We start from the raw sequence: 24,465 nt of genomic DNA, 5'->3' as shown, positions 1-24,465 counted from the left end.
ATTCATGAATGAACAGGGGTGTCAGATAAACGAATCCTGCGCAAACGCTGATTCGGCCCCCGTACATTCATGAATCAATCCGTATTCCCCTGGGCGTCGAGATCGATCGTCGTCCCCTCGAACACCTTGTTGACCGTGCGCACGGCGCACATCTTGCCGCACATGGTGCAGGTGCCCTCGGTGGAAGCGGGGGATGCCTCGTAGCGCGCCTTCGACGTCACCGGGTCGAGCGCGTAGGTCCACATCTCGTCCCAGGCGAGGCGCCGGCGGGCGTCTCCCATGCGGTTGTCGACGTCCTTCGCGCCGGGCACGCCCTTGGCGATATCGGCGGCGTGCGCGGCGATCTTCGTGGCGATGAGGCCGTCGAGCACATCTTGCGCGTTCGGCAGGCACAGGTGCTCGGCGGGCGTGACGTAGCACAGGAAGTCTGCGCCGGCGCTCGCCGAGATGGCGCCACCGATCGCCGCGGTGATGTGGTCGTAGCCGACGCCGATGTCGGTCACGAGCGGGCCGAGCACGTAGTAGGGCGCGTTGTGGCACAGGCTCTTCTCGAGCGCCACGTTGGCCTCGATCTCGTTGATGGGCATGTGCCCGGGGCCCTCGATCATGACCTGGACGCCGGCGTCCCATGCGCGCTTGGTGAGCTTGCCCAGCTCGATCATCTCGGCGGTCTCCACGGCGTCGTTCGCATCGTAGAGGCAGCCCGGGCGGCACGAGTCGCCGAGCGAGATGGTGACGTCGTACTCATGGCAGATCTTCAGGATCTCGTCGTAGTACTCGAAGAAGGGGTTCTCGTTGCCGGTGACCTCCATCCAGCCGAACAGCAGCGAGCCTCCGCGGCTCACGATGTTCATGAGGCGGCCTGTCTCCTTGAAGGTCTTGATGACGCTCTTGTTGATGCCGCAGTGGATGGTGAGGAAGTCCACGCCGTCTTCGGCGTGCGCGCGCGTGACCTCGAGCAGGTCGTCGACGGTCAGCTCGACCAGGGGCTTCTCCATGTAGCCGATGGCGTCGTACATGGGGACGGTGCCCACCATGAGCGGCGTCTCGCGCACGAGCTGCTGGCGGAAAAAGCGCGTCTTGCCGGAGTTGGAGAGGTCCATGATGGCGTCGGCGCCGAACTTCTCGGCGGTGCGCACCTTCTCCCACTCGACATCGGCGTCGGCGACATCGCCGGAGATACCGAGGTTGACGTTCACCTTGGTGGAGAGGCCGGCCCCGACGCCGCGGGGCTCGAGGCCCATGTCGAGGTGGCGGATGTTCGCCGGAATGGCGATGCGGCCCGCCGCCACGCCCGCGCGGATGAACTCCGGATCGCGGTGTTCCCGCTCGGCGACGGCGCGCATGGCGTCGGTGATGACGCCCGCCCGCGCGTAGTCGAGCTGCGTGACAAGATTGGCAGTGTTGGGTGCGTTCATACGCATGCTCCCTTCGTTGGCATTACCCATATCAGGTTCCTCGGGTCGGGACGGGCGCGTCCCCTCTCAGCCTGCCGTGGTGTCCTGCAAGCTCCCCGTGATATGCGATTGTGCGGCGCCTCCCGCACGGGTTGGCGCTCTGCTGCACTCCAGTATAGTGCGAAGCGCGGTGGTGGGCGTCGGGAATGTAGGCGATAATGGACATGCGACCTCGATGGCGCGAGGGGAGGCGAGACGCCGATGGATTGGAACCGAGACGGGCACGTGAGTATAGGCGAGGGCGCCGTGAGCGAGATGCTCATCAACGAGTTGTCGGGATCCGACGGCGGCGCGCCGCGCGATTCCGGTGGTTGCGGATGCGGCTGCCTGCTGGTGTTTCTCGTGGTTTGTCTTGCGCTCGTGCTTTTTGTGCTCCTGGGCAGCAGGTAAGGTCTGTTGCCGGTCGAAGCGCCGACGCGGGCAGTCGCTGTGGCAGAAAGATACAGTCGCATCAAACGGACCGGGTTGGTTGGGGACGGGTTCGTTCCAACCCGTGCCTGACGTCGCGACGGTTTCTGCGGGAAGCTCGGGCGAAAAATGCATACCGATTCAGACGAAACGTAGAACACCGAGGTGAACGCCTATATCGTTTTGGCCGTTATGCAAATCATCCCCGCTGTTCCCGCAGAATCCGTCGCGACGCTTTCTGCGGGAAGGCGTCGCGCCGTCTGCGGGGCCCCGGCGGGGCGTGCACCGGGGACGTGCCCTCCGCATGCGCTCTTGGACGCTGGGGACACCCCTTCGGCGCGCATGCTTGCACGAGCCCCCAGTATCCACGATGGTCTAGCAGAGGTTATTGTTTTGGGCGGCCGATAAGGGGGTTTGTTGGTCGAAGCTCCATGTCTGCGGCCGCCGCGACCTCCTTCAGGGCCGTTCGGCGCAAGGGCTCTCGTGTTCACCGTCGCCGCATTTCACAGGGACAGGCAGGAATCTATACTCAAGCCAGATGACGGATCGATCGGGTTTCGCTCCGAGGGATGGTGGGGGCATGGTAGACATTCAGATGGCTCTGGGGCTGGATGAGGTCAAAGAGTGCATTCGCGCAGCGGTTTTCCGCCTGGGCTCTTCGGTCGAGATCGCGGGGAAGGTGGAGCGCGATGAAGGGCTTTACGTGCTCGTTATCGAGAAGTTCTACCTGCGGACGTCGAGTTACGCCAGCCTGACGATTGTGGCCACGGGCGATGATGCGGCCTCGCGTGTCACGGCGATCGCGTCGGGTTCCGGTGATGGGCTTCTCAACTTGAGCTACGGCGTCAAGAAGCACCTGGAGCAGGATTTCCTGGAAGAGATGGAGTCATGCAGCTGGTAGCTCGTAGTTCGAGGGCACATTCCACCTTTTCTTGATGTCGCATCAAGCGCGCTTCATGAATACCAGCGTGCTGCCGTCTTCGGATGAGAGCTCCGGAGCGTAGGCATAGCCTATGTCGAAGCGGACCAGGTCCTCTGCTCGCTCTATGCCGTGTTCGGCCATCCAGCGGACCATCGAGCCACGTGCGATCTTGCTCGCCGTTGCGCGCTGCACGGGCTTGCCGGCGCGTAGGTCCTCGCCGAAGATGCAGGTCACGGCTTGTGAACCTGCCGGAAGATGGGGTAGCGCCGCCTTGGCGTACTCGACGCTCGCCAGGTTCACCACGCATGTGGGGCCATCGGCGCAAATCACCTGCGCCAGCCGGTTACCCCAGAAGGCATAGAGGTCGCGCGCATCGTCGACGGAGAGTTTCGCACCCATCTCCAGGCGGTAGGGCTGCACGGCGTCGAATGGACGAACGCAGCCGTATAGGCCCGAAAGCACCCAGAGATGAGCCTGCAGCCATTCGAGCTCGGGAAAGCCCATGACCTCCGGCGCCATGCTGCGGTACTGGATTCCCACGTAGGAGAACACGGCAGGGGAGACGAAGCGCGCGACCGTCGGGTCGTCCAGCTGCGCCTCGTGAGACACGGGCTCGAATTCGTGCAGGCGCTCGATGTTCTCGGTGAGGAGCTTGTCGTTCACGCGCCAAAGGCGCTTGAGCCCCTCGGCGCCCTGCGTGCGCTCGATGTCGCGCAGCTCGCGCACGAGCCGTTCCGTGCGTTCGGGAAACGGCGGGATGCCGCGCGGCGTAAACGTGTCGGCGGCGACGCGCATCTGCTTGGCGGGGGAGATGATGACCTGCAGCATGGGTTCTCCTGGGGTCGCGAACAACGTGGGGGACGGTGGGGATGTGATTTCCGTGCATCCCGATGATATCCGATGGGATGGAGTGGGCGGGCCTCCTTTGAGCGAGCGTCTCTGTTCTATCTTTTCGGAATCGTGGTCAATTTACCCATCGAACCGGGACTGTATCATCTGTGCGTTTATATACAATATTAATTACTACAAGCCTATTGAAGAACAGCCGAGCCACCTTTCCCGCTCTTTGGGAAAAGGCACCCTAAGCGCGCGAGGAAATACGTATTATATTGTCTCTTTTGTGTCGCGGATCGTTTCTGCCGAGCCGGCTCCCGCAATCCAGCATCCATTTCCCGGTTCGATGGGTAAATTGACCACGATTGGGAATCTATACCGAATAAGCACGTCGCGCCCCTCGCAGACACATGGACTGAAACACACGAAAAGGCGCGCGGGCCTGCCGGATGGCAAGCCCGCGCGCCTCGTGCTGTTGAGCGGGGTGCGTTACGCGCGCTCGATGAACGCCTTGTAGCCCTTGTAGGCTTCGTAGACGTCGGCCTTGTTCGTGACCTCCCACAGGGAGTGCATGGACAGGACCGCCACGCCGGAGTCGATGACGTCCATGCCGTACTCGGCGAGGATGAAGGCGATCGTGCCGCCGCCGCCCGCGCCGATGCGGCCGAGCTCGCAGGTCTGGAAGTCGACGCCGGCCTCGTCCATGATGGTGCGGACGAGCGCCATGTACTCGGCGTCGGCGTCGTTGGAGCCGGATTTGCCGCGGCTGCCGGTGTACTTGTTGAAGCACAGGCCGTGACCCATGATGGCGGCGTTCTTCTTCTCGAAGCGGTCGGCGTAGAGCTGATCGAAGCCGGCGGACACGTCGGAGGACAGCATGCGGGAGTTGGCCAGGCAGCGACGGAGCGCCAGCGGCCCGGTCTCGCCGACGAGTTCCATGATCTCGGCCATGGTGTTCTCGAAGAAGCGGCTAGTCATGCCGGAGGCGCCTACCGAGCCGATCTCCTCCTTGTCGACAAGCAGGCACACGCTCGTGCGCTCGACCTGCTCGACGTCGAGCTGGGCGGCAAGCGAGGTGTATGCGCACACGCGGTCGTCCTGGCCGTAGCCCAGGATCATGGAGCGGTCGAGGCCCATCTCGCGGGCAGCGCCGGCGGGCACGACCTCGAGCTCGGCGGACAGCAGGTCCTCCTCCTCGATGCTGTACTTGTCGGACAGGATGTCGACCAGCATCTGCTTGACGGGCTCCTTCGGGGCGTCGTCGCCCTCGATCACCACGGGGCGGCCGCCGATGATGACATCGAGGTTCTCATGGTCGACAGCCTCGGCGGCGGACTTCTTCATCTGGTCGGAAGCCAGGTGGATCAGCAGGTCGGAGATGCAGAACACGGGATCAGCGGCGTCCTCGCCGACGCAGACCTCGACCGTGGTGCCGTCCTTCTTGCACACGACGCCGTGCAGTGCCAGCGGGGTGGCGACCCAGTGGTAGGCCTTCACGCCGCCGTAGTAGTGCGTGTCGAGGTAGGCCATGTCGCCGGCCTCGTACAGCGGGTTCTGCTTGATGTCCAGACGCGGCGAGTCGATGTGCGCGCCCAGGATGTTCACGCCCTGCTCGAGCGGCGCGTAGCCGATGTTGGCGAGCATGATGGTCTTGTTGTGGCAGACGGCGTAGACCTTGTCGCCGGCGGAGAGCTTGCGGCCCTCGGCCGTCACCTGGCCAAGATCGACGTAGCCCGCGGCCTCGGCAAGCTTGACGCTTGCGCGGACGCACTCGCGCTCGGTCTTGTTCTCGCTGATGAAGGCGCGGTACTCGCCGCAGAGCTTCTCGAGCTCGGCAAGATCCGCCTCACCGTACTTCTTCCATGCGTTCGGACGCTCCATAAGGGATGCCTCCTCGTTCCGTTACCGATAATTCCGCAGGGAATGGTAGCACGGTATTCCTAGTGGCGACATAGGCTTTGTGTGGAGGGGCGGGTTCGAGGCCTGTTCAGCTAAACGAGGACGAATCGACGTGCCCGGGTGCCCTGCAAACGGGCGGCAAGAGATTAAAGCGGGTTGTTGGCGAAGGATGCTTCATGCTTGAAATCGCTCAGCTGCAGGGTACTCTGCTGTATCAGAGTCCTTGTGCGAAGGCGGTTCGGCGCAGATGCTTTGGTATGAAACCGGTGACGTTTCCAAGATCCATGCGATGACGCGCGAGCGCATTCTGTGCTTTGACGTCGAGACGACGGGCTGAATGCAGACAGGGACGAGATTCTCCAGCTTGGAATCTTGGATGGTACCGGAGCTATTCTTTTCAGCGATTACGTGAGGCCGATGCGTCATCGTTCATGGCCTGCTGCGGAAAGGGTGCACGGTATCAAGCCCGATATGGTGCGGGCCAAACGCCCCATTTCCGAACTCGTCTCGGAGCTCGATGGCATCTTCTCTCAAGCAACGCTGCTTGTCGGATACAATCTGGCGTTTGACATCGCGTTTCTCAAGTCGGTCGGCGTCGCGATGCCGACATGCCTCAACTTCGACGTGATGCGGGAGTTTGCCCCCGTTGCCGGGCGCAGGCGCCTTCGCTCAAGTTCGTATACTTGGACGAGGCTTGCAGATTGCGCACGGCATTATGGAGTCCGCCTGCGTCCGCACGATGCGCTTGCGGACGCGCGGGCTACGCTTGCATGTTTCTGGCGTATGCTTGAAGACGATGGATCCGTTTATGCTTCGCCTGGCAGCACCCCTTACCTTGAGGTCGTGCGCGGGGGGAGGGCTGATGCCTGACCCCTTGTGCCCGGGGAATGTGAACTCGCGATCGGGGAGACCGCCATGTATGCTCAGAGCGAATGCAAGCTATCGAAGGCAACCCGCTCGCTGTGGGCCAAATCTGATCGTACTGACGGCCAGGGATGGCTTCCCCTGTTCATTCATGCGTGCGACACCGCTGCGATGGGGGAAAGGCTGTGGGACTTCTGGTTGCCACGGGGGACGAAGGAAGCTTTGGCACTCTCCTTTAACGACAGCCTTGACCGGGCGCGCGCGACGACTTTATTCCTGTGCGCCGTTCACGATCTTGGTAAAGCGACCCCCGTGTTTCAAGCTAGGGATGTGGTGAAGGGCTATGGCGAGTTCTCCTCTTTGGCATGGATCCCGGAAAGGGTGGGGCTCGATGTTCGACCGGGTATGCGCCTTCGCAGGCCTACCCACGCCATCGCCGGAGAAGTGCTGCTCGAGCGTTATCTTACCGAGATGGGGCTTTCGCTCCGGGTGGCCCAATCGGTAAGCTCCGTCATCGGTGCGCATCACGGCAACCCTCCGCGTAACGTTGATCTTCTTGATGCGTCCGACCATCCACGACGTCTCGGAATCGGGTTGACGGGTCCCGCAGAAACGCTTGGTTGGGAGCAAGCCCATGCGGAGCTAATTGACTTGGCACGCGTTTGTGCCGGTATGGATGATGATGCCTTGTTTGAGCTCGAACGCTGCTCCCTCGGCGCCCCGTGCGCCAACGTTATCGCCGGCTTGGTCATCATGGCCGATTGGTTGGCGAGCAATGAGCGATTCTTTCCCCTTATCTATCCTGAGGGCAGCGATGGTGGGTTTTCTCGGGAGGGCATTGTCGATTTCGAGGGACTCGCGCAGCGTGCCTCGCGTGGGTGGAGGTTGTCTGGTGTGGAGTCCTCTTGGGTCGAATCCGATTCATCGGTGGTGTCCGCCGATGCGTTCTTGCAGCGTTTCGATCTGCCGGGCGATACGACGATACGACCCGTTCAGCGCAAGGCCATTGAGACGGCGCAAACAATGGATACGGCAGGAATGTTGATCGTCGAGGCGCCCATGGGGGAGGGAAAGACCGAGGCGGCGCTCGCTGCGGCAGAGATCTTGGCGGTGCGCTCGGGGCATGGCGGGGTTTGCATCGCGCTTCCCACGATGGCGACGACCGACGCTATGTTCGGCAGGGTCCATGCGTGGATCAACAGGCTTCCTGCTGATGAGAGAGATCGAGATACCATCTACCTTGCGCACGGGAAAGCTCGCCTCAACGAGGAATACCAAGGTATCATCTCGCGGCCAGCGTCAGGGTACGAAGCATGTCCGATCGGTATCGACGAGGATGCCGATGCGGCACGGGAAGACGAGGTCTTTGCAAGCGAACGCGCCGAGGTGTCGTCGTGGATGTGCGGCAGGAAGAAGGGAATGCTCGCTGACTTCGTGGTCTGCACGGTCGACCAGGTGCTTATGGGCGCCTTGCAGATGAGGCACCTGTCGTTGCGCCATCTTGCGCTCGCGAACAAGGTCGTCATCATCGACGAGTGCCATGCATATGATACCTACATGCAGATGTACCTGCGCCGCGTGCTCGAATGGCTCGCCACGATGCGGACCCCGGTGATTCTTCTGTCAGCCACGTTGCCGTCGGGATTGCGCTCTGATCTTGCTGACGCATATCGCGCGGGCTTGATGGCTCGCCCCATGGGCGGTTCGGGGGCGGAAGGCCTACTTGCCGCCTTGCGGACCGGCAGGAGAAAAAGAAGGGGCGTCGCGGCGAGCGCGGACGAAGGACGGAATGGTGCCCTTGCTTTGCAGGCTTCGGCGGAGGAGCCTATCTATCCCTTGCTCACGGTGGTTGAGCGCTCCGGTGTGCGGACGATTCCCGCCGAGCGCTCATCGCGGTCTACGCATGTGGACCTGCAGCTGATCGATGACGGTCCGGATGAGCTTGCCGATCTGCTCTCGAGGATTCTCGTTGATGGTGGATGCGCGGCGGTGGTCTGCGACACCGTATCGCGCGCCCAAGCGGCTTTGGCGGCGCTCTCCGAGCGCTTCCCCAACGATGAGCTCATGCTCGTCCATGCGCGCTTCATGGACTGCGACCGCATGGAGAACGAGGCGAAGCTGCGTCGTCTGCTCGGCCCCGACTCATCCGTGACGAACGGAACGCGTCCACAGCGTTTGGTCGTCGTGGGAACCCAGGTGCTGGAGCAGTCCCTTGATATCGACTTCGATGTCATGGTGAGCGATATCGCTCCAATCGACTTGGTGCTGCAACGACTGGGCCGCATGCACCGGCACGAGCGTGGAGCGGAGCAGGGGGACCGGCCAGTTCGCGTGCGGAGTGCGCGGTGCTTCGTGCGCGGCGTGACTTGCATTGAGCCTGTACCCGCGTTTCGCCCCGGATTGCTGAACGTCTACGATTCCGCTTCGCTCATGGAATCCCTCGCCGTGCTCGGCCTCGATCGATTCGATGCGATTGGGAAGGTTGTGCTTCCTGATTGCATCGCTCCGCTTGTACAAAGTGCATACAGCTCGGATGCGGGTCGGATGATGCCGGAAGGCTGGGGCGACGCTTATCGCGATGCAACGGCAAAACGCAGGGAGCATCAAGCGGAAAAGAAGAGAAGGGCCCAGGCCTATTTGCTTGCAGAAGCCTCTCCATATGTACGAGATGGCCGTGGTCTAGACGATTTGTTTTCGCGCAACGCGGACGCTGATGGCACGCGTCGTCAAGACGACGATTTCGGTCCACGCGCGGTTCGAGACACGCAGGAAAGCGTGGAGGTTCTACTGCTGGAGCGCGATGGCGAGACGATGCGCTTGCTGCCGTGGGTGCCGTGCGACCGTTCAGCAGAGATGGAGGGCGCTTCCTTACAAGATGGCTACGGCAGGGTTGTGCCTATAGAGTGGGAGCCCGATGAAGAGCTCGCCGCCACGATGGCCCAATGCGCCGTGCGCTTACCGCTTTCTATGTGCGCGTCGAGGAATATCGATGCCCTGATCAGCTCACTAGAGAGCCATTGCGGATGGTTCGTTGGAGCTTGGCAAGAATCCAGTTGGATTGCGGGCAAGCTGTTTGTGGCGCTTGAGCGTCGTGGCTCCCAGTTTGAGACACGTATCGGCGATTGGCTGGTTTCGTATACCAGAGAGGGCGGATTATCTGCCGTTCGCCTAGATTGATAAATATTCCTTTTATCAGTTAGATACTCTTATAGGGGGGCGTTATTTCGCTTTCCTCCCATGGGGCTCTTCGTCCTTTGGGAATGATCCTTGATAAAAGGATAATTTTGTCGTGTTCCCCACTTATGTGGGGGGTTGGAACTCATTCAATAATATGAAAGGAGGCCTTAATAATGACTGAAATATCAAGTCAATCGATTCATTTCAACCTACTTGACGAGCCGTGGGTTCCCGTCCTGCTGCTTGACGGCACGACCGATGAGGTGTCATTGCGTGATCTCTTTGTCCGTGCGCATCAGATCCGGTCGGTTTCCGGAGATATAGCGCTCGAGCGCATCGCGATCCTGCGCTTGGCGCTCGCGGTGTTCTACTGCGTCTATTGGCAGGCTGGAGATTCGGAGTTGGCGACGGAGGGAAGCCTTACCGATCTCTGGAATCAGCTGTTCTCGTGCGGAAGATTTGAAATGGGGGACATCGATCCTTACCTTAGCGATGTTCACGATCGGTTCGACCTGTTCGGTCCCGAACCTTTCTACCAGGTCGCAGATCTCGCCTATGCCGCCAAGGATCCCGATCCCATATCTGAGTTAATTATCGATATGCCGAAACCGGACAAGTTCCTGTTCTCCATGCGCTCAAACCATGGTCCGGTCGGACTGACATGCGATGAGGCTGCGCGATGCTTGCTGCTCGCCCAGGCCTATGATCCGGCGGGCATTAAATCGCCTGTCGTGGGTTATCGCGACGTCAAGGGTGGCAAAGCGTACCCGCCAAAAGGGATGCTTGGGACTGGCTGGTGCGGCTCAATTGGCGGTCTCTACATTGAAGGTGAGAATCTCTTTGAGACCATAATGCGTAACTGGGTGCTGTTCTTGAACGGCAAAAAGTTGCTGGGTATCGACGGAGATTTACCTCCTTGGGAGCGGCCCGCACCTAACGCCGAGATGGTTGTGCGCGAGCCGGTTGGTCCGATCGACCTGCTGACGTGGCAGAGCAGAAGGATTCGTCTGGTTCCCGATGAAAAGACGCTGACGGTTCGTGGCGTCGTTATCTGTTACGGAGATGCGACGCGTGCGGCAGATAAGTATGACTCCGAGCTGATGACGAGTTGGCGCGAGAGCAAAGAGCAGCAAAAGAAGCTGCAGACTGCGCACGTGCCGCTCATGCCAATCGCCCCCGATTCGTCCAAGGCGCTTTGGCGAGGTCTTTCGTCGCTGCTTGGTGTCTCACGCGATGGCGTCACATCAGGAGGAGACCTTCGCTCGGGAGTTGTCCGATGGGCGGACCATCTCGAGCGGATTTCTGCCGATGACACCGTGCGCCACAGGCCGGTGCGCGTGCGGGCTCAGGGGGTCGTATATGGCACGCAGAGTAGCGTGATCATCGACATGGTCGACGATTACATCGATCTCGACGCGACGCTGTTCCACCGTGACGCCGAGGGCGTTTCCGCGGCAATCGAGATGGTTGCGCAAGCGGAGGACTCGGTGCGCGCGCTGGTGCGATTCGTCCAGAACGTGCAGACCGCCAACGGTGCCGACCAGCCTGTTGCCGACGAGGGCGTGCGCGAGTGCGCCTACGACGAACTCGACGGCATCTTTCGTAGGAGGTTGGCACACTGCGCGCCGGAAAACGAGCTGGACGAGTTTTGCAATGCGTGGCGGGATGAGATTCGCGTTGCGCTTGATCGCATCGCCGTGTCGTACCTGGCGTCATCGGGGTTTTCGGCGTTTCGCGAAAGCGAAAGGATGACGAGCGGACGGGCAATTGCGATGTTCAGGGCCTCGCTGGCGAAATACCTTGCTCACACGGGCGGGGCGGACGGCGCGGCTTCGGTAACCGATGAACAAGTCGAGGAGGTAGGCTGATGATAAGGTCGGTGTATCGGGAGGCGTCTGCCATCGGTGCATGCGCTGACGGCAAGATTCGCCGTCTCCAAACCATGTACCTATCCGGGTCTTCGCTGGCTTCTGAGGCGAGGGCGACCCTAGCGCGCCTGCGCCGTCCGGGGCACGTGAGTCGCTGGATGGTCGAAGGTGCGGTTCTCATGGATGATCTTCCTGACCTTGGGCTGTCCGCGCGTGGTGAAGAGCGGATGATAACGGCGATAAGGGTGGCGCTTGAGCTGTACGCATGGCATCAGCAGTCCCGGGTCGTCCCCATGGCGTTCGTGCCGGAACAAGGCGATCGGCGGCGTTCCTTCGGGCATTCCTGTCGTTTGGTCGAGCCGGATTTGGACGACGCCACAGGAATCAGGAGAAAACTTGCTGCGGTGGAGTCAGCGGCGGGGTTGAGCGAGATGGAGCATCAGCTACGCGGCCTGATCACCCTGATGCGCGGGAAGAACGTGCAGGTGGATTATCGGACGCTCGCTGCCGACCTTTATTTATTGCAAGGGGAGAAAACGCGCGAGGGAGTGTTCATGCGCTGGTCGCGTGATTACTACTCCGCTCCGCATGATCAGGAAAAACAAGACGAGTAACGAGGAGGAACCATGTTCATCGATGTTTATGCAATCCATAACGTGCCGCCCAGCAATATCAATCGCGACGATACGGGAAGTCCCAAGACCGCCATGTACGGCGGAGTTTTGCGATCGCGTGTGTCCAGCCAGGCCTGGAAGCGCGCAATGCGCGAAATGTTCCCGACGCTTCTTCCCGAAGGCTCGCTCGGTGTTCGCACCAAGCTTATCGTCCGGCTCCTGGCTGAGCAGATCGCGGAACTCAGACCCGATCTTGCCGACAGTGCCTCGGATTATGCCGTTGCAGTGCTGACCGCCGCAGGGGTGAAGGTGAAGAAGTCGACGCGCCAGGGGTCGGATAAAGAGTCGGATGAAACCGGCTATCTGATTTTCATCAGTCGCGCCGAGATTCGGGCATTGGCGCGCGTTGCGGTCGAATGGGCGGACCAGGGGATCGATCTCAAAAAGGTGGACGCAAAGCTCAAAAAGAAGGTCTCCTCAGCGTTCAAGGGGCACCAAGCTGTTGACGTCGCGTTATTCGGCCGTATGCTTGCAGAGGCCCCCGATTTCAATACCGACGCTTCGGCTCAGGTTGCCCACGCGATTTCTGTGGACCGCATCACCCAGGAGTATGACTATTTCACAGCCGTTGACGATTGCGCTGCTGAAGACAATGCGGGAGCGGGAATGATCGGAACGGTCGATTTCAACTCCTCGACGCTCTACCGCTATGCGACGGTAAACGTCGACGCGCTGTTCGAGCAGCTCGAGGATGCCGAAGCGACAACGCGTGCATGCGCAGCGTTCGTCGACGCTTTTGTTCGCTCGATGCCGACAGGCAAGCAGAACACCTTTGCGAACCGTACCCTTCCGAGCACGGTTTGCGTCGCCGTGCGCAGCGATCAACCTATCAACGTCGTCGGTGCGTTTGAGGATCCCGTTCGTCCGATCGAGGGGATGTCGATCTCTCGCCAGGCTGCCACGCGGCTCGCTGAAGAGCTGGATTTGGTAGAAGGTGCATATGCCCAGCCTGCAGATGGCAAATGGTGTACAACGGTCGAAAAGGCAGATTCCGATGAACTGTCTGCTCTTGGAGAGCGTATGGGATTCAAGGATCTCATCGACCAGGTTTCCGGGGCGGTCGCATCGCATCTTCAGCATGAGGAGGAGCGATGAGCGTCCTGCTGCTGCGGCTTGCAGGGCCCATGCAGGCATGGGGCGATTCCGCGCGGTTTGTGCGGAGGACCACGCGGCATGAACCGACGAAAAGCGGTGTGGTCGGATTGCTCGCATCGGCATTGGGGAGGGGGCGCGAAGATTCCGTAGAGGACCTCGCGCAGCTCGAGATGGGCGTGCGTGCAGATCAGCCGGGGACGCTTCTACGGGATTTTCAGACCGAGCGGTCGCTTTCCGGTGACAAGGTCATGCCGCTTTCGCAACGGTACTACCTGCAGGATGCTGCATATCTGGTGGCGCTCGGTGGTCCGGATGATATGCTCGGGCAACTTGACCGCGCCCTGCGGTCTCCACGCTGGCCGTTGTACCTCGGTCGTCGTTCGTGTCCTGCGACGCTTCCCGTGACGCTCGGCGTGCGCTACGAATACGATGACGTTCGCGATGCCCTGCGCCGCGAGCCGTGGATCGCTGTGGACTGGTATCGAGTGCGCCATGGAGACATGACAGAGCTTGAGGCGACATTCGATGCGCGCGATGGGGAGGCCTGCGAGAGCAGGGCAGACTACCCATTGTCGTTCAGTCTCGCGGGGCGCAGATATGCGTGTCGACCAGTCGTATCCTTGTGGCTTCCGATTCCGGGTGCAGACGATGAGGAGGATGGTGCCGAGGCAACCTCGGGGCCGATGGCTACCGGACACGATCCTTTTTCGTGGATATAGGTGAGGGAGATGTATCTGACAAGGATTCCCATCGATATTAGTCATCGAAAGGGTGCGCAGTTTGCGAGCTCTCCGTATCGGATTCATGCGGCCGTGGAGGCGTCGTTTCCGGAACATGCAAAACGGGTATGCGAATCGGGCAGAATCCTTTGGAGGCTCGATGACGCGAACGGACGTGGAGACTGTTTATGGCTCTACGTCTTAAGTCCGGAAATGCCTGACTGCGCATCCATCGTCGACCAGGCGGGGACACCGACGGATTGTGAACCCCAGACCAAGCTGTACGACAATGTTCTCAACAATGTTTCATGTGGTCAGTGCTGGCAATTTCGGCTTAAGGCGAACCCGGTTCGAAAAGTAGCTCGCGATAAGGGGAACGTGCCCAGAGACGGTATCCGCGGCTCGATTCAAGGGCATGTTACCGAAGCGCAGCAGAGAACATGGTTGCTAGACCGGGCCTGCGCGCACGGGTTCGAGATCATGCCGTCGGCGAGTGGGGCAGATGCGCTGTCCGTTTCGCATCGGTATCGAGAGCAATTCAAGCGAGACGGCGGAACGGTGACCCTGGTGACCGCTCAGTATGACGGCGTGCTCAAGGTTACCGATGCTCAGCAATTTCGAAAGGCCTTGGGTTTTGGAATCGGCCGCGCCAAGGGCTTTGGATGCGGCTTACTTACCATTGCTCCAATATCGGAGACGCGGTGACCGCAAAGGAAGGGGTGGCGACCGGTTCCGTTCCGAGTGCCACCCCGACTGAAGTTGCCGACTTGGCGCGTGTCGAGGATCGAATTTCGTTCTTGTACTTCGAGCGCTGCTCGGTAAGTCAGGCCGATAACTCGATTACCGTCACCGACGATCGGGGAACCATCCGAATCCCGGCAGCAACGTTGAGCGTGCTGCTGCTTGGTCCCGGAACGAAGATATCGCATAAAGCGATGGTCGCCATCGGCGAGAACGGCTCAACTGTTGTGTGGGTGGGGGAGCGTGGCGTGCGCATGTATGCCGCAGGCAGGCCGCTTACCCATTCGAGCTCGCTTTTGCAGCGACAGGCGGCGCTTGTGTCTAACAGACGCTCGCGTCTTGCGGTTGCTCGGGCCATGTACCAGATGAGGTTTCCCGGTGAGGATACCGGTGGACTCACGATGCAACAGCTGCGTGGCCGTGAGGGTGCCCGCATTCGAAACGTGTACCGTCGCCTATCGAAGGAGACGGGGGTGGCATGGGACCGGCGCGCGTATGATCCCGATGCGTACGAAGACGGGACCGAGATCAATAAGGCACTTTCTGCGGCGCATACCTGCCTGTATGGGGTCGTGCATGCAGTGATTGTTGCGTTGGGCTGCTCTCCTGGACTTGGGTTTGTCCATACGGGTCACGAGAGGTCATTTGTGTACGACATCGCCGACTTGTACAAAGCGGAGCTGTCCATTCCTGTTGCCTTTAGGACTGTTGCGGAAGAACCGGTGGATATCGGCTCCGCTGTGCGCCACGCGATGCGCAACGTTCTTTACGACTTTTCTCTTATGGACCGTGCGGTGCGCGATATAAAAGCGTTGTTGAACGATGACGGTATGGCTGACCTGGGAGGACCTGAAGAGAATCATGTTGGTCTATGGGACGAGAAGGTCGGAGAAGTCGCTGCCGGGAGACAGTATGGACCGGATGACGGGGAGTAGGAGCTTATGGTAGTTCTGGTATTGACCGCCTGTCCTCCTGGCTTGCGCGGGGATGTGTCTCGATGGCTGCTCGAGATCGCGCCCGGCGTGTTTGTGGGAAGAGTATCCGCGCGTGTGCGCGAGAGGTTGTGGGAACGCGTCGTGTCATTAGTGAGGGGTGGACGTGCAATCATGGTGTTCACGGCGCGTAACGAACAGCATTTTGATTTCAAAGTGCATCAACCCGATTGGCTGCCGGTTGATTGCGATGGCGTAAGGCTTATGTGTCGGCCGGCGGGGACTGACAATGCAACACTTGTCGGGGCACCTGCAAAAGGCTGGAGCGATGCAAGCAAGCATAGGAAGGCTAAGCGGTTTGGCAGCAGGTAGGGTGCTCCGAAGGAGTGTTTCTGGCTTAGAAGCCCTTCTTGAATTCGATTGAAAGTAAAGGTAAATTTGACACGGTCGAGGTGTCGGTGCTGGATTTCAAGCGTGTTCCCCGCGCATGCGGGGATGATCCCTCGCGATGGCACGTGTAGCCGTAGCGCGCGAAGTGTTCCCCGCGCATGCGGGGATGATCCCCTCCAGAGCGCGCTGGACGGCAAGGCCGCGAGGTGTTCCCCGCGCATGCGGGGATGATCCCCTACTCAAAGTTCGGAGTCGTTGAGTATGGCAGTGTTCCCCGCGCATGCGGGGATGATCCCGCTCTGCTGGCTTATGCCCAAAGCGTCGGCTAGTGTTCCCCGCGCATGCGGGGATGATCCCAGGAAGGAGATTAACGCCGGTCACCAAGCGTCGTGTTCCCCGCGCATGCGGGGATGATCCCGAACTGTTCAATCACGCCATAATCAACGGTCAGTGTTCCCCGCGCATGCGGGGATGATCCCCATTTCGTCATGCAAATCGGCCATGTCCTCTAGTGTTCCCCGCGCATGCGGGGATGATCCCTTGCTAGCGCCAATGGCTTTACAATTGGTAAGGTGTTCCCCGCGCATGCGGGGATGATCCCTTCTATCTCGGTAGGCCAGCATCAAATTACCGGTGTTCCCCGCGCATGCGGGGATGATCCCTCGCGCACGACCTCCACCGCCTCGCTCGAGTCGTGTTCCCCGCGCATGCGGGGATGATCCCCGTCCCGAGTTCGCCGTGTACTACCACAGCGTGTGTTCCCCGCGCATGCGGGGATGATCCCAAGGAGTCCCCGACCGAGTCGTCGACCGCCAGGTGTTCCCCGCGCATGCGGGGATGATCCCGTCCGGCACCACGCCGCCCTCAAGCGGTTGGCGTGTTCCCCGCGCATGCGGGGATGATCCCGGCCAGTCCGTCGTGGTCTACGCGACGGACCAGTGTTCCCCGCGCATGCGGGGATGATCCCCAGATCGGGATGGTGTGCGTCCTCGACGTGTCGTGTTCCCCGCGCATGCGGGGATGATCCCACAGCAACAGCGGGACAAGCCACAAGGCCAGCGTGTTCCCCGCGCATGCGGGGATGATCCCACAGCAACAGCGGGACAAGTCACAAGGCCAGCGTGTTCCCCGCGCATGCGGGGATGATCCTGCAGGACACTTCGAGGGATTGCGCCTGATTCGGTGTTCCCCGCGCATGCGGGGATGATCCCTATCAGCGTCGAGTACATAGATTTGGACGGCTGTGTTCCCCGCGCATGCGGGGATGATTCCATTGGCATCGAGGAGGAATATTCGCAAGCGCAGTGTTCCCCGCGCATGCGGGGATGATCCCTTGAAACGGATTGCAATGGCTGCTTTGACAGTGTGTTCCCCGCGCATGCGGGGATGATCCCAGTCGCAAGTGAACGTCTCGGGCGCGTCTCGGGTGTTCCCCGCGCATGCGGGGATGATCCCTTGGCTTCGATGTCCTTCCGTTCTCGCGCGCAGTGTTCCCCGCGCATGCGGGGATGATTCCATGGCGACGGACACGCTCAAGCTCGACCTCGAGTGTTCCCCGCGCATGCGGGGATGATCCCCGGCTCGCCGCCCTGCGCCGGGTCTGCGAGGTGTGTTCCCCGCGCATGCGGGGATGATCCCTCACGGTACCACGGATCCGTCTCGCCGCTCACGTGTTCCCCGCGCATGCGGGGATGATCCCATCTATATGTCCGTGTTCGAGTGGAAGAACCTGTGTTCCCCGCGCATGCGGGGATGATCCCATTGACATCGAGGAGGAATATTCGTAAGCGCAGTGTTCCCCGCGCATGCGGGGATGATCCCAACCGGTTCGGAAAGTATCTCGTCGACGGCGAGTGTTCCCCGCGCATGCGGGGATGATCCCGTGGCTGAGGAGAGAGCCAGACGCGACGACGTGTGTTCCCCGCGCATGCGGGGATGATCCCCGCATTGACGAATCCCACCGGCCCTTCGTCACGTGTTCCCCGCGCATGCGGGGATGATCCCACGTCCACGAATACGGGTCGACCTACGCCACGGTGTTCCCCGCGCATGCGGGGATGATCCCCACGGATATTCCGTCAATATCTGCATGAACTGGTGTTCCCCGCGCATGCGGGGATGATCCCTATTCGACAAACCGCATGGACGGGCGCGAGCCGTGTTCCCCGCGCATGCGGGGATGATCCCACCACGTACACGCTCGCGAGCTTCGGCGTCACGTGTTCCCCGCGCATGCGGGGATGATTCCTCATCGGCGGCGTGCTCAGCGCCGCAACAATCGTGTTCCCCGCGCATGCGGGGATGATCCTATGGCCTCACGCCAAAGCAAAAGCGCAAAGCAGTGTTCCCCGCGCATGCGGGGATGATCCCGGCCAGAACGGTCAGGATGGTGCTGCCGGCGCGTGTTCCCCGTGCATGCGGGGATGATCCCGATAGCGGCGTTGCAAGCGATGGGCGAAAGGCGTGTTCCCCGCGCATGCGGGGATGATCCTGGGTGCAACGCCCTCGAGGCGATCCTTGTGGAGTGTTCCCCGCGCATGCGGGGATGATCCCACTAGCAACGATCGCGACCAGTTACGCTATATGTGTTCCCCGCGCATGCGGGGATGATCCCTCGAACCGGTAGTCATGGTAATTCTGGCCGTTGTGTTCCCCGCGCATGCGGGGATGATCCCGAGCCCGATCATCCGACCTCCAGCTCCCAGTGGTGTTCCCCGCGCATGCGGGGATGATCCCCGCTTGATTCTGCTTTCCCTCAATCACGATGCGTGTTCCCCGCGCATGCGGGGATGATCCCCAGATTGAAGACAACGCTTCGCGCTGTCTCTGATGTTCCCCGCGCATGCGGGGATGATCCGCAGGCGGGGGATCAGGGTCGGCGAGAAGTCGCTGTGTTCCCCGCGCATGCGGGGATGATCCCCGCAGGGGACCGCTGGTCGACGCCCATTGGAAGTGTTCCCCGCGCATGCGGGGATGATCCCTTCTGGTTTTGCCACGATAGGCAAACAAGGAGGTGTTCCCCACGCATGCGGGGATTGTCCTTCAGGGCGGCGCAACCGTCCGTATTTCGAGTTCCCCTCAGCGATTACCGACAATCTCTGCACATTCCGACTGTTTAGCAGGCATGTTATCCAGTGCGTTTGTTTACATCGCATTCGCGTGCAAGTATCGCTGGTTTTACTCGCTGCTTGTGATGCGCCGCGAGATAGAAGGGCGGCGGCGCAGGCCATAATCCAGATCAGATTTCACCTTAGGACGAATGACATACGTCGATGCTTTCGTTGAAGCGAACACGACAACGCCGTTCTCCTTAGCGAGAGCAGATTAGCCTGCAAGCCGGATGATGCCGTTTCTCAAATGCTTTGCTCTCGCGATGGAGAACGGGACTGGGATTTCTGCACGTTATGTTCTTAATTAAAGGTCGAAAAGATGCTCAATCTATCATCAAAACGCTTGCCGCCACCATGTCTCATGTCCTTATGGGTATTTGCCATTTCGCGCCCCTGCACGCCGAGAGCCCAACCCTACCTCACCTCAAGCGAGCAGTGCGAGAGCAGCCGGTCCTCATCGATGATGGTGATGGCGCCGCGCCTCGTGTCGATGGCGCCCTCCTCGCGCAGCTGCGCGAGGAGGCGGGCGACGCTCACTCGGTTGAGCAGAAGGATCTCAGCGAGTTCTTCCTGTGAAAAGGCGATGCGTTGCAAGCCCGATTTGTCCGGAGCCGCATCGCGGGCGAGTAGGTACAGCAGGTTGCAGAGCTTCACGAGCGCGCGATGGTGGCTCTGGTGGGCGCTCTCGAAGATGAGAAGGTTGATGTAGCGGGCATAGCTCTCGAGCATCGCTTGCGAAAAATCGGGGCTTCGCCGCAACAGTCCCTGCATCTGCTCGATGCTGAACTCCAGGGCGGTGACGGGTGTCACTGCCGTCGTGACGAGCGAGAGCTCGATGGTGAACTGCGATTGGTGGCACCCGGGAAACACGCTGTTCGGCCCGTGGAAGTAGATGGTCTTCTTGGTGCCGTCCTCGTCGTGCAGGGCGGTTTTGATGATGCCGCGCTCGATGTAGTAGACGCGCTCAATGTACTCGCCGGGCATCCAGAGCGCCTCTCCCGCGCCGAACGCGCGGAGCTTGTGGGGGAGCGCCTCGAGCTGTTCGCGAAACTCCGAGAAGTCGTTGCGGTAGAGGTAGCGCGGGGTGATCACGGCGAATCCTTTCGACAGGGATAATTGTACTGTTTCCATCCTATGTAGCCTAGGCGACAGACGGGAACCCCCTGTGCGCGCGATAGTGGCCGCAACGCGAAAAGGGCCTGCATACAGGCCGTATGCTACAGAAAGGCGGAGCAGGGATGTTCACGACCTACGGGGATCTGCTCAAACCGGCGGCCATCGGCTCGATGCGGCTTAAGAACGGCATCTGTATGGCGCCGATGGATTACCGTATCGAATACCCTCGAGCGCACATCGAGCAGGTGCGCGAGGCTGTGGCCGATGGCGTCGAGGTGTTTGGCTGCTCCATGTGGGGCGCGATTGACCTGGTGGCGAACATGACGCTCTCGATCGAGACGCTACGGAAAAGAGCTTCGGCTGGTATCGGCATGTGATCGCGTCAAACGGCGCAGAGCTATAAGGACGATTGCGCGGTGGGGCGGTTCAGCTCGGCCGTCCCACCGCGCAAGAAGACGCAACAATATTGATGAAGGAGCAACTATGAAACATCAGTGCAAGGTGACGGTGCTCGAGACAAAATGCTTCCCCGAGCTCCAAGAGCGCTATCTGGCCGATCCGGCGAGCGGGCCGTGCCCGTGCTTTTCGCCCGGCCAAGAGTATCTGTTCTCGCGCGAGGACGGCAAGGACGACTTTTGGCATTTCGGGCGCGACCTCGACCCCAAGTTCCCCTGCGCCGAGGCATGGGACTGCATCAACCGCTACATCTACACGGCCCTGCAGGGCGGCTCGATCATGCACGGCTGGACGAACGACGACCGGATGATGATCGCCTGCTGCAACGACGGGACGCGACCGGTGATATTCAAGATCGAGCGCATCGACATTCCCGAGTCGGATGCCGAGCGTTCATGGCTCGCCACGCAAGATTTCTCGAACACTGCGGAGGACGCGTACACGGGAGCGTGATCCGCAGACGACTGTGCCCGGTTTCCCCTGCAGCCCCGAAGCGTAGGGCGGGCGGTTTCGAGTTTTTTGGATGCAGGTGGGGGCTCATGCATATGGGGCCGGCCGGTGCGCCGAGGGATTTGCAGGGGCCCTTGGCACACCGGCTGGCCCCGTATGTGTAGTTCCGTAGATGCCGTCTTCCGATTCCCCAGATTGCCTTTTGGGCGTTGAGTGGAGGCTCCGGCCCCAAGAATTGCTGAAAAATCGACGTTGTAGACGGCTTGTTTCCGGATGCCCCGAAAAGCGCACTTCCTGCGCAGGCGCTACCTGCGGAAACGCCGGCTCTGCAGGTGCCGTTTCGGGCGGGTCCGGATTTGAGCCGTCTACAACGTCGATTTTTCAGCAATTATGCCGCTCGCAGCCTCCACTGTTGCCAACGTGCGCCGCCAAGCTCGACTGCACGCGCGAAGCTGCACCTCGCCGCGATGCTCTCGCGCAGTTGATGTGTATCGCAGCGCCCTTGCGTCTCTTCCCGTGGCGTGTACTCTCGCAGACGGGTAGACTTGACCCAGTTCGCAAACGAGAGGATGACCTATGCCCGATACCCGCCGCACGTTTGCCGTCATCGACGGCAACTCGCTGATGCACCGCGCGTTCCACGCCGTGCCGCCCACCATGAATGCGCCGGACGGCCGCCCCACGAACGCCATCTTCGGCTTCCTCAACATGTTCCTCAAGATGATCGACGCGTTCCATCCGGACGGCGTGGCGGTGGCCTTCGACCGCGGCAAGCCGCGCGTGCGCATGGAGATGCTCCCGCAGTACAAAGCCCAGCGCCCGCCCATGGACCCGGACCTGCGCCAGCAGTTCCCCATGATCAAGGAGCTTCTGACCAAGCTGTCGGTGCCCATCCTCGAGGCCGAGGGTTGGGAGGGCGACGACATCCTGGGCACGCTCGCGCGCATGGGCGAGGCGGCCGGCTGCGACATGTACCTCATCACCGGCGACCGCGACATGTACCAGCTCTCCACCGAGCACGTGAAGATCGTCGGCACCAAGAAGGGCCTCTCCGACGTCCAGATTATGACGCCCGAGTCGGTCGAGGACCTCTACCACGGCATCACGCCCGAGCTCGTGCCCGATTTCTACGGCCTCAAGGGCGACACCTCCGACAACATCCCCGGCGTGCCGGGCATCGGCCCCAAGAAGGCGAGCGCGCTGATCGCGCAGTACGGCTCGCTCGACGAGGTCATCGCGCACGCTGACGAGGTCAAGGGGAAGATGGGCGAGAACCTGCGCGCGCACATCGATGACGCGCTGCTTTCGCGCAAGGTGGCGACCATCCAGACGAACGCGCCGGTCGAGCTCGATTTCGAGCACACGGCATTTCCGGCATACGACGCGTCCTCGGTCGCGGACGCCCTCGGGGAGCTGGGCATCAACGCCATGCAGAACCGCTTCCTCGCGCTAATCGGCGGCGAGGGCGCGCCCGAGGCGGCCGCCTCGACCCTCGATATCCCCGACGCCCTGCATGCCTACGCCGCGACGGGCGAGAACGTCGAGCAGGCCGCCCGCGAGCTCGCGCGTGCCATCGAGGCGGGGGAGTGGATCGCCGCGGTGCTCGACGACGACCGCGAGGCGGAGGCCCTGTTCGGCCTCACGCACACGCTGTGGGTCGCTGCCCCCGACGCGCTGCTCGCCTTCGAGGAGCCCGACGGCGGCGCCTGCGATCTGCCGACGGTCGACGGCTACGACTTCTCGCACGGCCTGATCGCGGGCGTGCTGCTCCGCTTGTTCGGCGAGGGGAAAGTCGTCTCCCCGGACGTGAAGGCGCTTATCCACGAGCTCGCCCCGGCCGATTCCTCCGCGCCCGCCCACATCGATGCCCTCGAAATCGATCCCGACCGGATCTTCGATACGGTCGTCGCCGCCTACCTGCTCGATTCGGCGCGCTCGTCGTTCGATGACGGGTACATCGCGGACGCGTACCTGAACGTGCAGCTTCCCGCCGCCGCGGGTGAAGACGGCGCTGCCGAGGGCGCCGTGCCCGCCGCCGCGCGCTCGGCAGTCCTTGCGCGCACGGCCCTCATGCCGCTTGCCGAGTCGCTCGACCGTACACGCGCCGCGCGCGTGTTCACGCAGATCGAGATGCCGCTCATCCCGGTGCTCGCCGATATGGAGCGCACGGGCATGCGCCTCGACCCCGAGCGCCTGAGCGAGATGTCCGACAAGCTCGTCGGCCAGATCGACGAGCTCGCCGGCCGCATCCGCGCGCTCGCGGGCGACGACTCCTTCAACATCGCCAGCCCCATGCAGCTGTCGCACATCCTGTTCGACGTCATGGGCCTGCCCACCAAGGGCCTCAAGAAGACGCAGCGCGGCTACTATTCCACCAACGCGAAGGTGCTCGACGACCTCGCGCGCGACCACGAGATCGTCCGCCTGATCCTCGAATGGCGCGAGAAGACCAAGATCAAGTCTACCTATCTGGACACGCTCGGCCAGCAGCGTCGCGGGGACGGCCGCGTGCACACCACGTACAACCAGACCATCACCGCCACGGGCCGCCTGTCGTCGTCCAACCCCAACCTGCAGAACATCCCCACCCGCTCCGAGCTCGGGCACACCGTGAAGACGGCGTTCGCGGCAGGCGAGGGCGCGGTGTTCCTCGCGGTCGACTACAGCCAGATCGAGCTGCGCCTGCTCGCGCACCTCTCCGAAGACGAGCACCTGGTGCGCGCCTTCAACGAGGGGGAGGACTTTCATGCCGAGACCGCCGCGCGCGTGTTCGGCGTGCCGGTCGAGGAGGTCACGCCCCAGCTGCGCAGCCGCGCCAAGGCCGTGAACTTCGGCATCGTGTACGGCCAGCAGGCCTACGGCCTCTCGCAATCGCTCGACATCCCCATGGCCGAGGCACGCGAGATGATCGAGGCGTATTTCCGCGCGTATCCCGGCGTGCGCACCTACCTCGACCGTACCGTCGCCGAGGCCAAGCGCACGGGGTATGCCGAGACCATGTTCGGGCGCCGTCGGCCCATCCCCGAGCTCAAGATGCGCAACCCGGCACAGCGCTCGTTCGGCGAGCGCACGGCCATGAACCATCCCATGCAGGGCAGTGCGGCCGACATCATCAAGATCGCCATGGCGCGCGTCGCCCGCCGTCTTCACGACGAGGGCTTCGCCGCGCGCATGATCCTGCAGGTGCACGACGAACTCGATTTCGAGTGCCCCGTCGACGAGGTCGAGCGCCTGACCGCGATGGTCGTCGAGGAGATGGAGGGTGTCGTTAAGCTGCGCGTCCCTCTGATCGCCGAGGCGTCCACGGGTGTCACCTGGGCGGATGCCAAGTAGGAATCGACTGCATGCAGGGC

The 24,465-nt window shown here is 61.5% G+C and carries 18 protein-coding genes, 1 CRISPR repeat array and 1 riboswitch; of the genes, 14 read left to right on the top strand and 4 right to left on the bottom strand.

All coding sequences use genetic code 11. The annotated features are described in order from the left end of the window. Positions 1-74: 74 nt before the first annotated feature. Positions 75-1,418, bottom strand: a complete 1,344-nt coding sequence (thiC, locus tag BN3789_RS09615; protein ID WP_229254319.1) for a phosphomethylpyrimidine synthase ThiC — start codon at positions 1,416-1,418, stop codon at positions 75-77. Continuing rightward, positions 1,410-1,526: riboswitch (TPP riboswitch) on the bottom strand. It overlaps the preceding gene by 9 nt. A gap of 132 nt (positions 1,527-1,658) precedes the next feature. Between thiC and BN3789_RS09610 the strand changes: the two genes are divergently transcribed. Continuing rightward, positions 1,659-1,847: a hypothetical protein gene (locus BN3789_RS09610; protein ID WP_066833613.1), complete on the top strand. Its 189-nt coding sequence runs from the start codon at positions 1,659-1,661 to the stop codon at positions 1,845-1,847. Between the two features lie 598 nt (positions 1,848-2,445). Beyond that, complete coding sequence (locus BN3789_RS09605; RefSeq protein ID WP_066833611.1) at positions 2,446-2,766, top strand: DUF6054 family protein; 321 nt, start codon at positions 2,446-2,448, stop codon at positions 2,764-2,766. Between the two features lie 42 nt (positions 2,767-2,808). Here the strand turns inward: BN3789_RS09605 and BN3789_RS09600 are convergent, their stop codons facing one another. Both BN3789_RS09600 and BN3789_RS09595 read right to left on the bottom strand, forming a co-directional pair. Beyond that, a complete protein-coding gene (locus BN3789_RS09600; RefSeq protein WP_066833608.1) occupies positions 2,809-3,615 on the bottom strand; it encodes a YaaA family protein in 807 nt (268 codons plus the stop codon). 495 nt (positions 3,616-4,110) lie between these two features. Then, complete coding sequence (locus BN3789_RS09595) at positions 4,111-5,502, bottom strand: aminopeptidase (RefSeq protein ID WP_066833605.1); 1,392 nt, start codon at positions 5,500-5,502, stop codon at positions 4,111-4,113. A 390-nt stretch (positions 5,503-5,892) separates the two neighbouring features. Here BN3789_RS09595 and BN3789_RS13530 point away from each other — a divergent pair, with 390 nt between their 5' ends. From BN3789_RS13530 to cas2e, 9 genes are all read left to right on the top strand, one after another. Then, entirely contained in the window at positions 5,893-6,390 is a 498-nt protein-coding gene (locus tag BN3789_RS13530; RefSeq protein ID WP_411431536.1) for a 3'-5' exonuclease, read from the top strand. A gap of 45 nt (positions 6,391-6,435) precedes the next feature. Beyond that, the gene (locus tag BN3789_RS09585; protein ID WP_066833602.1) at positions 6,436-9,561 is read left to right on the top strand and encodes a CRISPR-associated helicase/endonuclease Cas3; all 3,126 of its coding nucleotides are present in this window, start codon (positions 6,436-6,438) and stop codon (positions 9,559-9,561) included. A gap of 173 nt (positions 9,562-9,734) precedes the next feature. Beyond that, complete coding sequence (casA, locus tag BN3789_RS09580) at positions 9,735-11,429, top strand: type I-E CRISPR-associated protein Cse1/CasA (RefSeq protein WP_066833598.1); 1,695 nt, start codon at positions 9,735-9,737, stop codon at positions 11,427-11,429. Continuing rightward, complete coding sequence (casB, locus tag BN3789_RS09575; RefSeq protein ID WP_147569671.1) at positions 11,429-12,043, top strand: type I-E CRISPR-associated protein Cse2/CasB; 615 nt, start codon at positions 11,429-11,431, stop codon at positions 12,041-12,043. Before casA ends, casB begins: the two co-directional genes overlap by 1 nt. A 12-nt stretch (positions 12,044-12,055) precedes the next feature. After that, a complete protein-coding gene (cas7e, locus tag BN3789_RS09570; RefSeq protein ID WP_066833595.1) occupies positions 12,056-13,198 on the top strand; it encodes a type I-E CRISPR-associated protein Cas7/Cse4/CasC in 1,143 nt (380 codons plus the stop codon). Next, positions 13,195-13,917 (top strand): type I-E CRISPR-associated protein Cas5/CasD, encoded by a 723-nt coding sequence (gene cas5e / locus BN3789_RS09565; RefSeq protein ID WP_066833588.1) that lies wholly within the window; start codon positions 13,195-13,197, stop codon positions 13,915-13,917. Before cas7e ends, cas5e begins: the two co-directional genes overlap by 4 nt. Before the next feature lie 9 nt (positions 13,918-13,926). Next, positions 13,927-14,622: a type I-E CRISPR-associated protein Cas6/Cse3/CasE gene (gene cas6e, locus BN3789_RS09560; RefSeq protein ID WP_079989289.1), complete on the top strand. Its 696-nt coding sequence runs from the start codon at positions 13,927-13,929 to the stop codon at positions 14,620-14,622. Continuing rightward, positions 14,619-15,593, top strand: coding sequence for a type I-E CRISPR-associated endonuclease Cas1e (gene cas1e, locus BN3789_RS09555; protein WP_229254315.1), 975 nt, complete (start codon positions 14,619-14,621; stop codon positions 15,591-15,593). Before cas6e ends, cas1e begins: the two co-directional genes overlap by 4 nt. 6 nt (positions 15,594-15,599) lie before the next feature. Continuing rightward, positions 15,600-15,962, top strand: a complete 363-nt coding sequence (gene cas2e / locus BN3789_RS12450; RefSeq protein WP_079989248.1) for a type I-E CRISPR-associated endoribonuclease Cas2e — start codon at positions 15,600-15,602, stop codon at positions 15,960-15,962. Positions 15,963-16,064: 102 nt separating this feature from the next. Next, a CRISPR array of direct repeats spans positions 16,065-19,022; the repeat unit is 29 nt; unit sequence GTGTTCCCCGCGCATGCGGGGATGATCCC. Between the two features lie 482 nt (positions 19,023-19,504). Here the strand turns inward: cas2e and BN3789_RS09550 are convergent. Further along, positions 19,505-20,182, bottom strand: coding sequence for a Crp/Fnr family transcriptional regulator (locus BN3789_RS09550; RefSeq protein ID WP_066833584.1), 678 nt, complete (start codon positions 20,180-20,182; stop codon positions 19,505-19,507). 146 nt (positions 20,183-20,328) lie between these two features. On the opposite strand from BN3789_RS09550, the gene BN3789_RS09545 reads away from it, so the two are divergent. From BN3789_RS09545 to polA, 3 genes are all read left to right on the top strand, one after another. Continuing rightward, entirely contained in the window at positions 20,329-20,583 is a 255-nt protein-coding gene (locus BN3789_RS09545; RefSeq protein WP_066833582.1) for a family 1 glycosylhydrolase, read from the top strand. Between the two features lie 106 nt (positions 20,584-20,689). After that, positions 20,690-21,115, top strand: a complete 426-nt coding sequence (locus BN3789_RS09540; protein WP_066833580.1) for a TIGR04076 family protein — start codon at positions 20,690-20,692, stop codon at positions 21,113-21,115. 573 nt (positions 21,116-21,688) lie between these two features. Next, positions 21,689-24,445 (top strand): DNA polymerase I, encoded by a 2,757-nt coding sequence (gene polA / locus BN3789_RS09535; RefSeq protein WP_066833578.1) that lies wholly within the window; start codon positions 21,689-21,691, stop codon positions 24,443-24,445. Positions 24,446-24,465 lie beyond the last annotated feature (20 nt).

The sequence above is a fragment of the Collinsella ihumii genome, assembly GCF_900046475.1.
Lineage (GTDB): Bacteria > Actinomycetota > Coriobacteriia > Coriobacteriales > Coriobacteriaceae > Collinsella > Collinsella ihumii.
This window is presented reverse-complemented; position numbering and strand designations above follow the sequence as displayed.